We start from the raw sequence: 14,123 nt of genomic DNA, 5'->3' as shown, positions 1-14,123 counted from the left end.
GCCGTACTATGACATACCTCCGCTGAGCGATAGGCGTATCACCATGGCCGAAAACCCTGAGCCCCCCGCGTTCCAGCGACTGGGACCCGTCAACTGGCTGCCCGAGGAGCGCAAGCTCATCGAGCGGTACGAGGCCGAGGTCAGGGAGCTGCGGCGGCGGCTGGAGATCGCCGAGGCCAAGGCCGCGTACGCCGGCTGGAAGCTGGAGGCCACCCAGGCCAAGCGCACGTTCAAGCTGGGCGAGGCCCTGGGCTCGAAGAGCCCGGGCAGGATCGTCGAGGCGGTCAGGTCGAAGGACAAGGCGCCCAAGCCGCCCATGCCGGTCACCGAGGCGGTCGAGCTCGCCAACCACCGCCCCCCGCTGGTCGAGGTGCCGGCGGCGAAGTGGCCGCTCGGCCCGGTCAACCGGCCCGACCTCAAGGTGGCGGTCATCCTGGACGACTTCTCCAGGATGGCCTTCAGGTACGAGTGGGACCAGATCGAGTTCGGCCTCAAGGACTGGCCGGAGATCTTCGCCGACAAGCGCCCCGACCTGCTGTTCTGCGAGTCGGCCTGGCACGGCAACCAGGGCCGCTGGCGCTACCAGATGACCGGCACGAACGCCCCCAAGGAGCCGCTGCGCGACCTGGTCGCCTGGTGCCGCGCCGAGGGCATCCCCACGGTCTTCTGGAACAAGGAGGACCCGCCGAACTTCGACTTCTTCATCGACACGGCCAAGCTGTTCGACTACGTGTTCACCTGCGACGGCGACATGCTGCCGAAGTACCGCGAGGTGCTCGGCCACGACCGGGTCGACGTGCTGCAGTTCGCCGCCCAGCCGCGGGTGCACAACCCGATCCAGCAGAAGCAGGGCCGGCTGCACGACGTGGTGTTCGCCGGCATGTACTTCCGCGACAAGCACCCCGAGCGGCGCGAGCAGATGGAGGTCGTCCTCGACCCGGTGCGCGAGCTGGGCCTGCACATCTTCGCCCGCAACGGCGAGGTGGACGAGAAGTACGCCTGGCCGGAGAAGTACCGGCCGCACATCGTGGGCGAGCTGCCCTACGACCAGATGCTGGCCGCGTACCGGATGTACAAGGTCTTCCTCAACGTCAACTCGGTGCTCGACTCGCCGACCATGTGCGCCCGCCGCGTCTTCGAGCTGTCGGCGTGCGCGACCCCGGTGGTGTCGGGCTGGTCGCGGGCGATCGAGGAGACGTTCGGCGAGCTGGTGCCGATCGCGCGCGAGCCGGTCGAGTCGTACAACCAGGTGTTGCACCTGATCAACAGCCCCGAGCTGCGGGCCAGGATGGGCCACCTGGCGATGCGGGAGGTCTTCGACAAGCACCTGTTCTCGCACCGGGTGGACCAGATCCTGCAGAACCTCGGCCACGCCACCACGCCGCGGTCACGTTCGATCTCGGTCGTGCTGCCGACCAACCGGGCCGCGCAGATCGAGCACGCGATCTCGTCGGTGGCCCGGCAGCTCCACCGGCCGCTGCAGCTCGTCATGGTCCTGCACGGGCTGGACATCGACCCGGTGGTGGTCGCCGACAAGGCGCGGATGGCCGGCATCACGGACGTCGTCGTGCTGCCCGCCGCCCCGGAGCTGACGCTCGGCGCCTGCATGAACCTGGGCATCGCCGCCGCCGAGGGCGACCTGATCGCCAAGATGGACGACGACAACCTCTACGGCGAGCACTACCTGTCGGACCTGGTGCGCGCGTTCGACTACTCCGACGCCGAGCTGGTCGGCAAGGGCGCGCACTACGCGTACTTCGAGGGCAGCAACACCACCATGCTCCGGCTGCCCGGCCTGGAGCACCGGTACTCCTTCCTCGTCCAGGGCGGCACGTTCCTCGGCAAGGCGGACATGTTCCGCTCGTACGGCTTCGCGGACATCACGCGGGGGGAGGACACCCAGCTGGTACGCCGGCTGAAGGAGGACTCCGTCAAGATCTACTCGGCCGACCGGTTCAACTTCGTCTACTGGCGCAGCGCCGACGCCTCGATGCACACCTGGCAGGCCGACCACATCAAGCTGACCCGCAACGCCCAGTTCTCCTTCGTCGGCCGCCCGGACGACCACGTGCTCATCTGAGCCTCAGCGGGTGACGCGGGCCAGGTTCTGGTCGGCCAGGCGGGCGAGCTCGTACAGGCCGGCCGCCTTCACCTTCTCGCCGACGACGAGCATGCTCATGATCAGGTGGGCCCGCCTGATCACGATCGACCCGATCTGGGCGCGCTTGTCGCCGCCGGAGGCCGTCGTCAGGTACGCCCGCGACTCGTCGCCCCTGGCCGGCATGGCCAGCTTGGCGGTGCGGTAGGTCACGTCCGCGCCCTCGACGGTGGCCTTGTACAGGGCGCACTGCGGCGGCAGCGGCGCCGGCATGGACGCCGACGGCATCGACACGACGGCCTGCGTGATCGAGCCGCGCGCGGCGGAGAAGGCGATGACGGCGGCGGGCGCCCGGGCCACCTCCGGCTTGGCCGCGTCGAGCTGGGCGGCCCCGGCGCACTCCGGACGTTCCAGCTTGGCCTGCTGGATGGCGGCCAGCCCCTCCTGGGTGGACTTGAGCGAGCCGAACGCCCCCATCTCCGGCCCGTACGCGATGCGCATGCCCTTGGGCACGGGCAGCAGGGCGGCGCGCAGCCGGGCCGCCTCCACCGCCGAGGAGGACGCGGCGGGCTGCGCCGACCCGGCGGCCTGATCACCGGCCTCGCCGGCGGAACATCCGGCGACGACCATCATGCTCAGACATACCCCCGAAATAGCCTTAAGCACGAATTCTCCCCTTGCTCTAGCGGCTTTTTCGAAAACGCTAGAGGAAGGGCCGAGTAAGGAGCCGAGTAACGGCGCTATTCACGGAATTCGGCAGGTTCACGAGGAATTTCAGGCTCGCGAGTGGTTTTGGGCTCGCGCGGGACTTCAGGCTCGCGAGTGGTTTTGGGCTCGCGCGGGACTCCGGGTTCGGCGCCGTTCCGGCTTCCGCCGTCGAGCAGCGCCCTGGCCAGGCCGATCCCGGTGCCGCCGAGCGTGAGCGCCTTGGCCAGCAGCTCCTCCACGCCCTGGGCGCCGTTCAGCACCACCATGTGGTCCACGTTCCCGAACGCCTTCGCGCCCGCCTCGACGACCTCCGGCCAGCGCTCGGCGAGCTGCTGGGCGATGACCGCCTCCTGGTTCTCCTTCAGCGCCTCGGCCCGCGCCCTGATCGCCTCGGCCTCGGCCAGGCCCAGCGCCCTGGCCGCCTGCGCCTCGGCCAGCCCGCGCGCCTGGGCGGCCTGGGCCTCCGCCTCACCCGCGATCTTGGTGGCCGCGCCGGCCGCCTCGCCGCGCAGCCGTACGGACTCGGCCTCCGCGGCGGCGGCCAGCTTCACCTGGCTCGCCTGGGCCCCGGCGCGCAGCTCGGTCTCCTGCGCCTCGGCCTGGGCCTGGGCGATCCGGGCGTCCCGGTCGGCCTGCGCGAGCGTGACGGTCTCGTACGCCTTGGCGTCGGCGGGCTTGCGCACCTGCGACTGCAGCCGCTGCTCGGCGAGCTGGGCCTCCAGCTCAGCGGCCCGGGTCTCCTGGACGACGACCTCCTGCCGGGCGGTGGCCTCCGACAGCGGCCCGGCCTGCCGGGTCGTGGCCTGCGCCCGGTCGATCTCGGCCTGGTAGGCGGCCCGCTTGAGCTGCGCGTCGCGCTGGGCGGCGGCCTTGTTGGCGGCGGCGATCTGCTCGGCCTCGGTGGCCTCCTGGTCGCGCTGAGCCTGGGCGATGCGGGCGACGGCCGCGACCCTGGCGGCGTGCGGCTTGCCGAGGTTGGCGATGTAGCCGGTCTCGTCGTCGATCTCCTGGATCTGCAGCGAGTCGACGATCAGCCCGAGCTTGCTCATCTCGTCGGCCGCCGAGGCCCTGGTCTCGCTGGTCAGGCGCTCGCGGTTGAGTATCAGGTCCTCGATGGTGAGGTTGCCGATGATCGAGCGCAGGTGCCCGGTGAACAGCTCGTGGATCGCGCTGGTCATGAAGTCCTGCTGGTCGAGGAAGCGGCGGGCGGCGTTGGCGATCGAGGACAGGTCGTCGCCGACCTTGTAGATGACCACGCCGCGGATGTGCACGGGGATGCCCTGCTGGGTGACGCAGGAGACCTGGAGATTGGCCGCCCTGGTGTCCAGGCGCAGCCGCCGGGCGGCCTGGAAGCCGGGGAGCACGGCCGTGCCCTTGCCAGTGATGATCTTGAAGCCCAGGCTGTCGACGCCCTCGCCCCGGCGGCGCGCCCCCAGGCCGGAGATGATCAGCGCCTCGTTGGGCTCGGCGACCCGCCAGACGGCTTTGAACAGCAGAATCACGATGACGACCGCGACGACCGCGGCTCCGGCGACGATGAAGACCTCGGGGGACATCCGGCCCTCCCTAGACGAGTGCTCTGGCCACGTAAACCGTCCGCGGGGGGAAGTAGTCCACCACGACGACGACGGTTCCGAGGCCGAACTCCTCGTCGGGCACGCTGGGGTGGGCGTAGAAGGCCTCCACCCCGCCCCTGACCGGGATCATGACCTCGCCGACGAGCCCAGGGCCGATCTTTCCGGTGACTCTGCCCTGCTTGCCGACCACCGCGCTCCCCCCGCTCGCTTCCGTTCCGGACGCTACTCCAAACGGGCATTCGCGGTAATAGGCCACGCAAAATGTTTCTCGAACCGCTGCGCGCCCCTGTGGGGCTTTTGGTCGAAGTGCTGATGATCGCCCTCATGAGCAGGAATCCGCGCGACCTCGGGATGGATGTGCCCATTTCCCGCCGTGACTTGTTCGACGGGATTGCGGTGAGCGCTCTGGCATGCTCGGCGGCGAAGGCCGTTGTCAATGACGCGGAACCGGCCGGAGGGCTGCGCGGGGACACCGCGCAGGCGGTCGCCGTGCCGCACGCGCTGCGCGACGGCCGCTTCTGGCGGCACGCGGGCCCGCCCGAGCCCACCGGCGAGAGCTACGACCTGGTGGTGGTGGGCGGCGGGCGCAGCGGTCTCAGCGCGGCGGCGGAGTGGCTGCGCCGGGAGCCGCGGGCCCGCGTGCTCGTGCTGGACAACCGCGACCCCGGCGAGCACGGCGGCCCGGCGGGGTTCGGCGCGCGCCCGGCCGTGCGCGTGATGTGCGACAGGGAGAGCTTCGGCGCCGACACGCTGGTCCCGGCCGGCCGGCTGGAGGAGCTGCCGCTCGCCGCGCGGGCCGTCGACGACCTGCGCATGCTGCGCGACGACCCGCCCGACTGGTTCCCCGGGCTGTCGCAGGAGGACAAGCAGGAGCGCCTGGCCGGGCTGACCTACTCCGGGTTTCTGCTGGAGGTCTGCGGCGTGCATCCCGACGCCGAACGGTTCTGCCGGACGCTGCCGTGCGCCGAACGGGCCTACGACGGCCGGGCGCTCGGGGCGGTGGACGCCTGGGCCGCGGGTTATCCGGGCTTCGGCGGCCTGGGGCTCGACAAGCCCTCGCGGTACGCCTCGGCGGCCGGGCCGGCGACCGCGGGCCCGCTCGGGGCCGCGCGGGCGGTGCTGCGGCCGTCCAGCCCCGTGGTCTCGGTACGGCACGGGGACGCGTCCGTGGTGGTCGCCTACTTCGACGGGCATCGGGTCAGGACCGTCGGCGCGGAGTCGGTGATCATGGCCTGCTGGAGCGCGGACGTGCCGTACCTGGTGCCCGACCTGCCCGAGCAGCAGCAGCGGGCGTTGCGCCAGGCGGCCCGGCTGCCGGTCCTGGAGGCGAGCGTGCGGCTGCGCGGCGGCCGGGCGCGGATCGGGCGCACCCGGTGGACGGGCGCGTTCTGGTGTCTGAGCGAGCCCGCGCCCGAGGGGTTGCGCCTGCTGGCCACGCCGTGCCGGTCGGAGCTCGGGCCCGTGGCGGGGGCGGCGGCGGGCCGGCGGGAGATGATGGCGACGCCGTACGACCGGCTGGCGGACGGCGTGCGCGACCAGGTGGCCCGGCTGCTGGGCCCGCGGGCCGGCGTCGAGGCGGTCACCGTCCACCGCTGGGGGCACGGGCTGCCGGTGGCGTACTGCAGGCCCTGGCACCCCTTCTACCCCGACGGCCCCTTCCCCGCCGACGTCGCCCGCAGGCGGTTCGGCCGCATCGCCATCGCCGGGTCGGACACCGAGCCGGCGGCCGGCGGCGACGCGGCGGTGGTGGCCGCGCACCGGGCCGTGCGCGAGCTCACTGCATGAGGCCCTGGCTGCGGGTCTTCCTCGGCGGGCTGGTCCTGTGGCTGGCCACGGTCGCCGTCACGGCCTGGACGGCCAACTCCAACCTGGTGCCCACCGTCGTGCTGTTCGGCAGCTTCCTGATCCCGGTGACGTTCGTGGTGTGGGCGCACGGGCGCGACCGCTCGCCGGTGGTCACGGTGGAGCTGCAGTTCCGGGCGTTCGTGGTCGGCGGCGTGCTCGGGGTGCTCGGCGCGTCGCTGCTGGAGAGCTGGCTGATCCGGCCCTCGTTCGTCATGTACGCGCTGGTCGGCCTGATCGAGGAGGGCGTGAAGCTGGCCGCGCTGATGTACGTCACCCGGCACGCGGTCCGGCGCTCGTCCAGGGACGGCGTGGTGCTCGGCGCGACGGTCGGCTTCGGCTTCGCCGCCTTCGAGAGCTCCGGTTACGCCTTCAACGCCCTGTTCACCGCCGACGGCCTGTCGCTGGCGCAGCTCGTCGAGACCGAGATCCTGCGCGGCATCCTGGCCCCGGTGGGCCACGGCCTGTGGACCGCGATACTCGGCGGCGTGCTGTTCGCCGCCCACGGACGCCTCACCGGGCACGTCGTGTGGTGCTATCTCGGCGTCTCGCTGCTGCACGCGTTGTGGGACTCGATGAGCGCCATCGCCATCGCGATCACGCTGGTCCTGACCGGGCGGCGGTGGCAGTTCGAGCTGCTGCGGATCGGCCGGGTGCCGAACGTGACCGAAGGGCAGGTGCACGTGTACACGCTGGTGAACTGGGCCGGACTCATCGTGATCTCGCTGGTCGCGCTGGGGTGGCTCTGGCGGGTGCTGCGCGCGGCTCGCCGGGAGACCGAGATCATGCCCCAATAATCACGGTAATCATCCTGTTCCTCCCACTGCGCCGGAACCATAAACGATGCTAGTCTCCTGTGCGATCTTCCGGAGGTGTATTTACACAAGGTGTGGAAATGCCCCCGACTCGAGGTTGGGACATGGGCTCGCGAAACCGGTCAATTCGGTTCAAGATCTTTTTATTGCTGCTGCTACCCCTCCTGTCTCTCAGCGCGCTGTGGGGTTTCGTCCTCAACCTGACCATGGGCGACGCACAGTCACTCCTCCGGGCCGACACGCTCTACGAAACACTCGGCGTCACCTCCACCGACCTGGGCGTACAGCTCCAGTCCGAACGGGTGCGCTCCGCCGAGGCGCTCACCACCCGTGAACTCACCGAGGTCCTGGGCGCGCAGCGGGCCCGTACGGACAAGGCGGCGGCCGACTTCCGGCACGCCGTCACCGAGGCGGGCGACGCGGTCGGCGACGACCTGCGCATGCCGCTCGACGCCCTGACCGCCCACCTCGACCGGCTCGGCGCCATCCGCGCCGACATCGACGGCGGCATCAGCTCCCGCCTGGCCGGCGTGGACGCCTACAACCAGGTGCTCGACGCCGTCTACGCCCTCTACGACCACCTGATCTCCGTCTCCGACCTGACCGTCTTCCAGCAGGCCACCTCCCTGCACGCCATGGGCAGCGCCCGGGAGTACATCGCCAGGGAGCACGCCCTCATCGTCGGCGCGCTGGTGGACAAGCGGCTGACCGAGCCCGAGCGGGCCGCCTTCACCGAGTACGCGGCCTCCAGGAAGTTCCTGCACGCCCGCGGGCTGGCCGGGCTCGACGTGCCGCTGCGCAGGCCGTTCGAGCAGATCTTCGCGTCCCAGCCGTTCCTGACCTTCTCCGCGCTGGAGTCCAGGGTCGTCAAGACCGGGGCGCCGCCCGCCGACGCCGAGGCGTGGAAGAGCGCGGTGGACCGGCTCACCACCGAACTGGACCGCGACAGCGCCGCCGCGGCCAGGACGCTGGCCGGCCGGACCTCGCGGGCCGCGACCGGCACGGTCGTCGAGATCGCCGTCGCGGGCGGCCTCGGGTTGATAGCCGTGCTCGCGTCGATCATCATCTCTGTACGCTTCGGTCGCCGCCTGGCGGGCGAGCTGTACGGGCTGCGCACCGCCGCGATCGAGCTGGCGGAGGTGCGCCTGCCCGACGTCGTGGACAGGCTGCGCAAGGGCGAGGACGTTGACGTGCGGAAGGAGGCCAGGGCCATCAGGGTGAGCGGATCGGCGGAGATCACCGACGTCGGCCGGGCCTTCGCGTCCGTGCAGCGCACGGCGGTGACGGCGGCCGTCGGCCAGGCCGCGCTGCGCCGCGGGGTCGGGCAGGTCTTCCTCAACCTCGCCAGACGCAAGCAGGGCCTGCTGCACCGGCAGCTCGGGCTGCTCGACGGCATGCAGCGCCGCACGCACGACCCCGACCGGCTGGAGGAGCTCTTCCGCCTCGACCACCTGACCACCCGGATGCGGCGGCACGCCGAGAGCCTGATGATCCTGTCGGGCGCGCCCCCGGCACGGGCCTGGCGCCGGCCGGTGCCCGTGATCGACATCGTCCGGGCCGCGGTCGCCGAGGTCGAGGACTACACGAGGGTCAACGTCGAGGCCATTCCGGTCAGCGCGTTCGACGGCGGGGCCGCGGCCGACCTCACGCACCTCGTGGCCGAGCTGATCGAGAACGCCACCATCTACTCACCGCCGGACACCGTGGTCCAGATCCGCGGCGACGTGGTCAGCAACGGCTACGCGATCGAGATCGAGGACAAGGGGCTCGGCCTGTCGGCCGTCGAGTACGCCGCGATCAACAAGCTGCTGACCGCGCCGCCCGAGTTCGACCTGGCCGACAGCGACCGGCTGGGCCTGTTCGTGGTGGCCAGGCTGGCCGAACGCCACGGCGTCAAGGTCCAGCTCCGCCGCTCGCCCTACGGCGGCACCGCGGCCATCGTGCTCGTGCCGCGCTCGCTGGTCGCCGACCAGGCCGCGCTGACCTCCGGCGACGACGACGGCCGGCCGGCGGAGCTGCCGAGCCGGACGAAGAAGGCACTCGCGGTGGTCACCTCGGGCACCCACGCCGGACTGCCCAGGCGCGTGCGCCAGGCGAACCTGGCGCCGCAGCTCAAGGAAGAACCGCCGGAGCCGGAGCCGCAGGCCGAACGCTCTCCCGACGAGGTACGCGATCTGTTCTCCGCGTTCCAGCGGGGAACCCAACGTGCCCGAGAAGAAGCCTCCGAGGAGGAGCCCATGAGCAAGGGGGACGCATGACTGCGCAAACCACCAACACCGGTGAGCTGAACTGGCTGCTCGACGACCTGGCAGGCAGGGTCGCCGCCGTCCGCCAGGCGGTCATCCTTTCCACCGACGGCCTGGCCGTCGGGTACTCCAAGGGATTGACCCGCGAGGACGCCGAGCACCTGTCGGCCGTGGCCGCGGGCTTCCAGAGCCTGGCCCGCGGCACCGGGCGCCATTTCGGCGGCGGCGACGTGCGCCAGACCATCGTGGAGATGGAGAGCGCGTTCCTGTTCGTCACCGCGGCCGGCCAGGGCACCTGCCTGGCCGTGATCGCCGAGGCGAACGTCGACGTCGGGCACATCGCGTACGAGATGGCGATGCTGGTCAAGCGGGTGGGCCAGCACATCACCACCAACCCGCGCGCGGGAACGGCATGACCGACGCCCCCCGCTGGTACGACGAGGAGGCCGGGCCCGTCGTCCGGCCCTTCGCCCTCATCCGAGGCCGGACGCGCTCGTCGGGAGACGCCTTCGACCTCGTCGCGTCCGTGCGCGCGCTCGCCGACCAGGCGGCCGACCTCGGGCCGGAACAGCAGCTCATCCTGCGGGCGGCGCGGAGCCCGATCTCGGTGGCCGACCTGGCCGTCGAGCTCGACCTGCCCGTAGGCGTCGTCCGGGTGCTGCTCGGCGACATGCGTGACCACGGCCTCATCTCGGTGACGTCGCCCTCGGCAACGGGGTCGCGTTCGAATGAGCGCATTCTCAAGGAAGTGATCAATGGACTCCGTGCTCTCTGAGGACCCCGTCGCGCTGAAGATCCTCATCGCGGGCGGGTTCGGCGTCGGCAAGACCACCCTGGTCGGGTCGATCAGCGAGATCAAGCCGCTGCGCACGGAAGAGGTGCTCTCCGACCGCGGGATCGGGGTCGACGACCTCGACGGCGTGGAGGCCAAGACGACCACCACCGTGGCGATGGACTTCGGCCGCATCACGATCCGCGACGGACTGGTCGTCTACCTGTTCGGCACCCCCGGCCAGGAACGGTTCTGGTTCATGTGGGACGAGCTGTCCTACGGCGCGCTGGGCGCGGTCGTGATCGCCGACACCCGGCGGCTGACCGACTGCTTCCCGTCGGTGGACTACTTCGAGCAGCGCGGCACCCCGTTCGTGGTGGCCGTCAACTGCTTCGACGGCGCCTCCCAGCACAGCGTGGACGACGTGCGCATCGCGCTCGACCTCGACGACGACGTCCCGGTGATGCTGTGCGACGTGCGGCGCAGGGCCTCGGCCAAGGAAGTGATGATCACCCTGGTCGAGCACTCCCTGCGGACGCTCACCGCCGCCAACTAGGACGCGCGGCCCGCCGCCGCGAACCCGGGCGGGCACGGCCCGCCGCCGGGCTAGAGCGCGCGCAGCCCGCTGATCACCTCGCGGAGCAGGCTCTCCGTCGGGGTGGCGGTCTTGTCGCGCGGCGGGCGCACGTCGATCAGGTCGTACTCCAGCAGGTCGCCGAGCAGCACCCGGACCACGCCCACGGGCAGCCCGAGCTCCGAGGCGACCTCGGCGACGGGCCTGGAGTGACCGGTCAGGCAGCTCATCAGCCGCCGGTGCTGGCCGCTCAGCTCGGCCTTGGCCGGCGCGGGCCGTCCCGTCGAGACGACGGTCGCCAGCAGATCGAGGGCCGGGGACGAGGGCCTGGTGCGCCCCCGCGCCACGGCGTACGGCCGGACGACGGGCCCGGCCTCCTCGTCAACCCACTCGTGCTCGCCGCTCACGCTCGGGACCCCCCATCCTGGTCGCTTTCCTGCCGCCCCCGCTGCCATCCGGACTGGAGTGAGGAGAGCAGCGCCCTGGTCTCCTCAGGAGAACGCTCGTCGGCCACGGGCGCCACGGGCGCCGGTGGCGTCGGCGCGGCCAAGGGCGCCTGCCTGAGCCGCTGCCGCTGCGGCAGGCCCGTCTGCCGGTCGCGGCGGGGCAGGTCCTGCCCCTCGCCCGATGCGGGCCCCGCGCGCTTGCTCGTGCGCACCCGGCGCGGCAGTTCGCCCGGCCCGGTCGCCTCCCCCGCGTCGGCCGGCCGCTCGGACCGGACGACGGAGACGGACACGGGCTCGAACTCCATCGGCCGCACCGGCGTCGCCATGGGCTCGACCAGCGATCCCGGCACGAGCACGATGGCGGTCGTGCCGCCGTACGGGGACAGCTTCAGCGTCACCTTGATGCCGTGCCGGGCGGCCAGCATGCCGACCACCGCGAACCCCAGCCGCTCGGTCTGCGCCGGGTCGAACTCGGGCGGGCTGGCCAGGCGGTCGTTGATGGCCTTGCGGGTCTCCTCGTCCATGCCGAGGCCGCGGTCCTCGATCTCGACCGCGAAGCCCCTGCCGACCATCTCGCCGCGCACCGAGACCTCGTTGGCGGGCGAGGAGAACGACGTCGCGTTCTCGATCAGCTCGGCGAACAGGTGCATGAGGTCGGCCACGGCCGAGCCGGACACGCCGCACTCGGGCATCGGGTAGACCCGGACCCGGGTGTACTCCTCGACCTGGGCGGCGGCGCCGCTCAGCACGTCCTCGACCGGGATGACGCCGCGCCACCTGCGGCCCGCCGTGCCGCCCGAGAGCAGCACCAGGCCCTCGGCGTGGCGGCGCATGCGGGTGGTCAGGTGGTCGAGCCGGAACAGGCGCTCCAGGGCCTCGGGCTCCTCGGTCTGGCGCTGCATCTCGTCCAGCATCCTGAGCTGGCGCTGCAGCAGCGACTGGCTGCGCCTGGCCAGGTTCCGCAGCGCCTCGGCCACGCCCTCGCGCAGCCTGGCCTGCTCGACGGCGGCGTCCACGGCGGTGCTCTGCACGCTGTCGAAGGCCGCGGCGAGGTCGGCGACCTCGCTGGTGGCGTTGTCGCCGACCTTGATCGGCGGGGCTTCGGCCTCGATGTCCACCCGCTCGCCGGTACGCAGCTTCGTCACCACGTCGGGCAGCCTGACCTCGGCCAGGTCCAGCGCCGTACGGCGGAGGGTGGCCAGCTCCCTGGTGATCCTGCGGCCCACCCGGACGGAGATGAAGATCGAGAAGGCCACCGCGATGAGCCCCAGCGCGCCCGCGATCGCGGCCCTGACCACGATGACCACGCCGGCCGGCTGCATCCGGCCCAGCAGCTTGTCCCCGGTGTCCCAGACGGCCTCGCTGTACTCCTTGAGCACCTGGTCGGCGATGCCGCGCCAGAGGTCCATGTCGGCCGGCTGGCCGGCGACGTAGCTCCGCAGGAGGCTCTCCATGGTGATGTACCTGGAGGAGTAGAACAGCTTCTCGAACGGCGCCCGCAGCTCGGTGTCGAGGTTGGCCAGCGCCTTCGGGAACAGGAACGTGCGGGTGCCGTCGATGCCGGCCAGCAGGTGCACGTCGTGCATCGAGGGACGGCCGTTCGAGCCGACCATCAGGGCGTTCTCGCGGCTGAGCAGCTCGCGCACCTCGTCGGCCGCGATCAGGCCGTGGGCCTGGAGGGACAGTTCGAGGTCGGTGCTGACGGTCAGCCGGGAGTACAGCAGGTGGACCTCGTCGGAGACCTTGGCGTACTCGGTGACCAGGTTGCCGGGGGTGATCCTGCGCTCGTCGACCTTGCGCCTGACCTCCGGCAGCCGGTCGACGGTGTCCAGGACGACCTGGAACTGCTTCTTCATGTCGTCGGTCATCGCCGACTGGGAGTCCTCCGACAGGGCCTGCTCGCGCAGGGTCTTCCTGGCGGCGTCCACCTTGGCGCGGGCCTTGGTCAGGGCTCCGGGCTCGGTCGCCGTGCCGGCGAGGCGTTCGGCGGAGGCCAGGCGTTCGACCTGAAGGCTGGAGACCAGGCCGTCGGCGTTGTTGATCACTCCCGACCAGATGGCGTCGACCTTGAAGAGGTTCAGCGCCTCACCCGTGGTCGTGCTCGCGGCGAAGCCCCAGAGCGCGATCAGGGAGATCAAGGGGATGACGAGCAGCGTCGAGATCTTGAATCGGATGGATCTGCCCGATGCCATGACACCTGCTCCCGCATAGAAGATCGCGGAGAGAATAGCATCGAAACAGACGAGATTAAGATCGACTAGCGATAAATCTGTGATATGTCGGGAAATTTGCGTCTACTGGGTGCTTCGGGGCGCGGGCCGGCGACCACGTCAGCCACAGCGCCCACGCCGCCAGCAGGCCCAGCAACGACACCTCGGCGCCCAGCAGCAGCCGCTCGACCAGGCCGATCATGACCCGCTCCCCCGGCAGGGCCACGTACGTGATCGCCAGCAGCCCGAACCCGCCCGCCAGCGCCACCCACTCCACGGCCCGCGCGACGGGCTTCCAGTGGGCGTTCGCGGTCAGCCTGGGCACCAGCAGGGCCCCGGCGGCCGGAAGGCTCACGAACGCCGCGATCGACACGTACCGGTGGATCTGGGCCGCGAGGTCGAGATCGAGACCGAGCGGGACGGTCGGGATGACCGCCACCACGATCAGCGCCGCCGACCACACCATGAGCAACTTCTCCGGCAGCCCCCGGATCGGCGCCCCCATCCTCCGCAGGGCCGCCAGCAGCGTGAGCGAGCCGACCCCGAGCACCGCCATCGCGACCTCCGTGACGCCCCCGCGGTCGGTCACGGCGTACTCGCTGATGGTCACGTTCATGGGGTCGAGGTAGGGGTCGGGCCCGAAGTGGCCGACCAGGATCGCGACCACCGAGAACACGATCGATGCACAGGCGATCAGGGGGTAGAGCCTCGTCGGGGTCATGAGGGCCCTCAGGTTCACGCTCCAGGGCGCTCTCGCGACTCTCACTCTGCTGTTCGGCACTGCGGTCATGTGCCCAACTCTCGCGCCCCCAGGCGTGCCGCCACATCCGGTGGC

Annotated in this window: 13 protein-coding genes; 7 read left to right on the top strand and 6 right to left on the bottom strand. The window is 71.3% G+C overall.

Annotation, left to right across the window (positions count from 1 at the left end; translation table 11 throughout):
- Window positions 1-43 precede the first annotated feature (43 nt).
- Window positions 44-2,080, top strand: a complete 2,037-nt coding sequence (locus ACFYYW_RS23825; protein WP_387651556.1) for a glycosyltransferase — start codon at window positions 44-46, stop codon at window positions 2,078-2,080.
- A 3-nt stretch (window positions 2,081-2,083) separates the two neighbouring features.
- On the opposite strand, the gene ACFYYW_RS23820 is transcribed toward ACFYYW_RS23825, so the two are convergent.
- The 3 genes from ACFYYW_RS23820 to ACFYYW_RS23810 all read right to left on the bottom strand — a co-directional run bounded on the left by ACFYYW_RS23820 (window position 2,084) and on the right by ACFYYW_RS23810 (window position 4,573).
- On the bottom strand, window positions 2,084-2,731 hold the full coding sequence (locus ACFYYW_RS23820; protein WP_387651554.1) for a hypothetical protein: 648 nt from the start codon (window positions 2,729-2,731) through the stop codon (window positions 2,084-2,086).
- Window positions 2,732-2,838: 107 nt separating this feature from the next.
- Window positions 2,839-4,362 (bottom strand): SPFH domain-containing protein, encoded by a 1,524-nt coding sequence (locus ACFYYW_RS23815; RefSeq protein ID WP_387651551.1) that lies wholly within the window; start codon window positions 4,360-4,362, stop codon window positions 2,839-2,841.
- A 10-nt stretch (window positions 4,363-4,372) separates the two neighbouring features.
- Complete coding sequence (locus tag ACFYYW_RS23810; RefSeq protein ID WP_387651549.1) at window positions 4,373-4,573, bottom strand: hypothetical protein; 201 nt, start codon at window positions 4,571-4,573, stop codon at window positions 4,373-4,375.
- Between the two features lie 206 nt (window positions 4,574-4,779).
- Between ACFYYW_RS23810 and ACFYYW_RS23805 the strand changes: the two genes are divergently transcribed.
- The 6 genes from ACFYYW_RS23805 to ACFYYW_RS23780 all read left to right on the top strand — a co-directional run bounded on the left by ACFYYW_RS23805 (window position 4,780) and on the right by ACFYYW_RS23780 (window position 10,614).
- Entirely contained in the window at window positions 4,780-6,168 is a 1,389-nt protein-coding gene (locus ACFYYW_RS23805) for a hypothetical protein (RefSeq protein ID WP_387651546.1), read from the top strand.
- On the top strand, window positions 6,165-7,022 hold the full coding sequence (locus ACFYYW_RS23800) for a PrsW family glutamic-type intramembrane protease (RefSeq protein WP_352318056.1): 858 nt from the start codon (window positions 6,165-6,167) through the stop codon (window positions 7,020-7,022). The genes ACFYYW_RS23805 and ACFYYW_RS23800 overlap by 4 nt, the downstream gene beginning before the upstream one ends.
- Before the next feature lie 164 nt (window positions 7,023-7,186).
- Entirely contained in the window at window positions 7,187-9,298 is a 2,112-nt protein-coding gene (locus ACFYYW_RS23795; RefSeq protein ID WP_387651544.1) for a nitrate- and nitrite sensing domain-containing protein, read from the top strand.
- Window positions 9,295-9,702, top strand: coding sequence for a roadblock/LC7 domain-containing protein (locus ACFYYW_RS23790; protein WP_352318060.1), 408 nt, complete (start codon window positions 9,295-9,297; stop codon window positions 9,700-9,702). Before ACFYYW_RS23795 ends, ACFYYW_RS23790 begins: the two co-directional genes overlap by 4 nt.
- Window positions 9,699-10,061 carry a DUF742 domain-containing protein gene (locus tag ACFYYW_RS23785; protein ID WP_352318062.1) on the top strand — a complete coding sequence of 121 codons (363 nt, stop codon included), beginning with the start codon at window positions 9,699-9,701 and terminating at the stop codon, window positions 10,059-10,061. The genes ACFYYW_RS23790 and ACFYYW_RS23785 overlap by 4 nt, the downstream gene beginning before the upstream one ends.
- A complete protein-coding gene (locus ACFYYW_RS23780; RefSeq protein WP_352318064.1) occupies window positions 10,042-10,614 on the top strand; it encodes an ATP/GTP-binding protein in 573 nt (190 codons plus the stop codon). The genes ACFYYW_RS23785 and ACFYYW_RS23780 overlap by 20 nt, the downstream gene beginning before the upstream one ends.
- A 50-nt stretch (window positions 10,615-10,664) precedes the next feature.
- Here the strand turns inward: ACFYYW_RS23780 and ACFYYW_RS23775 are convergent, their stop codons facing one another.
- From ACFYYW_RS23775 to ACFYYW_RS23765, 3 genes are read right to left on the bottom strand one after another with little or no spacing between them, the layout of a single operon-like run.
- Window positions 10,665-11,039: a DUF742 domain-containing protein gene (locus ACFYYW_RS23775; RefSeq protein ID WP_387651540.1), complete on the bottom strand. Its 375-nt coding sequence runs from the start codon at window positions 11,037-11,039 to the stop codon at window positions 10,665-10,667.
- Window positions 11,036-13,270, bottom strand: coding sequence for a nitrate- and nitrite sensing domain-containing protein (locus tag ACFYYW_RS23770; protein WP_387651538.1), 2,235 nt, complete (start codon window positions 13,268-13,270; stop codon window positions 11,036-11,038). The genes ACFYYW_RS23775 and ACFYYW_RS23770 overlap by 4 nt, the downstream gene beginning before the upstream one ends.
- A 55-nt stretch (window positions 13,271-13,325) precedes the next feature.
- Window positions 13,326-14,009 (bottom strand): DUF998 domain-containing protein, encoded by a 684-nt coding sequence (locus ACFYYW_RS23765; protein ID WP_387651535.1) that lies wholly within the window; start codon window positions 14,007-14,009, stop codon window positions 13,326-13,328.
- Between the last annotated feature and the right edge of the window lie 114 nt (window positions 14,010-14,123).

Source organism: Nonomuraea sp. NPDC001831 (assembly GCF_042892035.1).
GTDB lineage: Bacteria > Actinomycetota > Actinomycetes > Streptosporangiales > Streptosporangiaceae > Nonomuraea.
This window is presented reverse-complemented; position numbering and strand designations above follow the sequence as displayed.

Bases quoted from the DNA above. Each gene is read 5' to 3' on its own strand.
- ACFYYW_RS23825 (WP_387651556.1), top strand. From the start codon at position 44: ATGGCCGAAAACCCTGAGCCCCCCGCGTTCCAGCGACTGGGACCCGTC.
- ACFYYW_RS23820 (WP_387651554.1), bottom strand. From the start codon at position 2,731: ATGATGGTCGTCGCCGGATGTTCCGCCGGCGAGGCCGGTGATCAGGCC.
- ACFYYW_RS23815 (WP_387651551.1), bottom strand. From the start codon at position 4,362: ATGTCCCCCGAGGTCTTCATCGTCGCCGGAGCCGCGGTCGTCGCGGTC.
- ACFYYW_RS23800 (WP_352318056.1), top strand. From the start codon at position 6,165: ATGAGGCCCTGGCTGCGGGTCTTCCTCGGCGGGCTGGTCCTGTGGCTG.
- ACFYYW_RS23790 (WP_352318060.1), top strand. From the start codon at position 9,295: ATGACTGCGCAAACCACCAACACCGGTGAGCTGAACTGGCTGCTCGAC.
- ACFYYW_RS23785 (WP_352318062.1), top strand. From the start codon at position 9,699: ATGACCGACGCCCCCCGCTGGTACGACGAGGAGGCCGGGCCCGTCGTC.
- ACFYYW_RS23780 (WP_352318064.1), top strand. From the start codon at position 10,042: ATGGACTCCGTGCTCTCTGAGGACCCCGTCGCGCTGAAGATCCTCATC.
- ACFYYW_RS23770 (WP_387651538.1), bottom strand. From the start codon at position 13,270: ATGGCATCGGGCAGATCCATCCGATTCAAGATCTCGACGCTGCTCGTC.
- ACFYYW_RS23765 (WP_387651535.1), bottom strand. From the start codon at position 14,009: ATGACCCCGACGAGGCTCTACCCCCTGATCGCCTGTGCATCGATCGTG.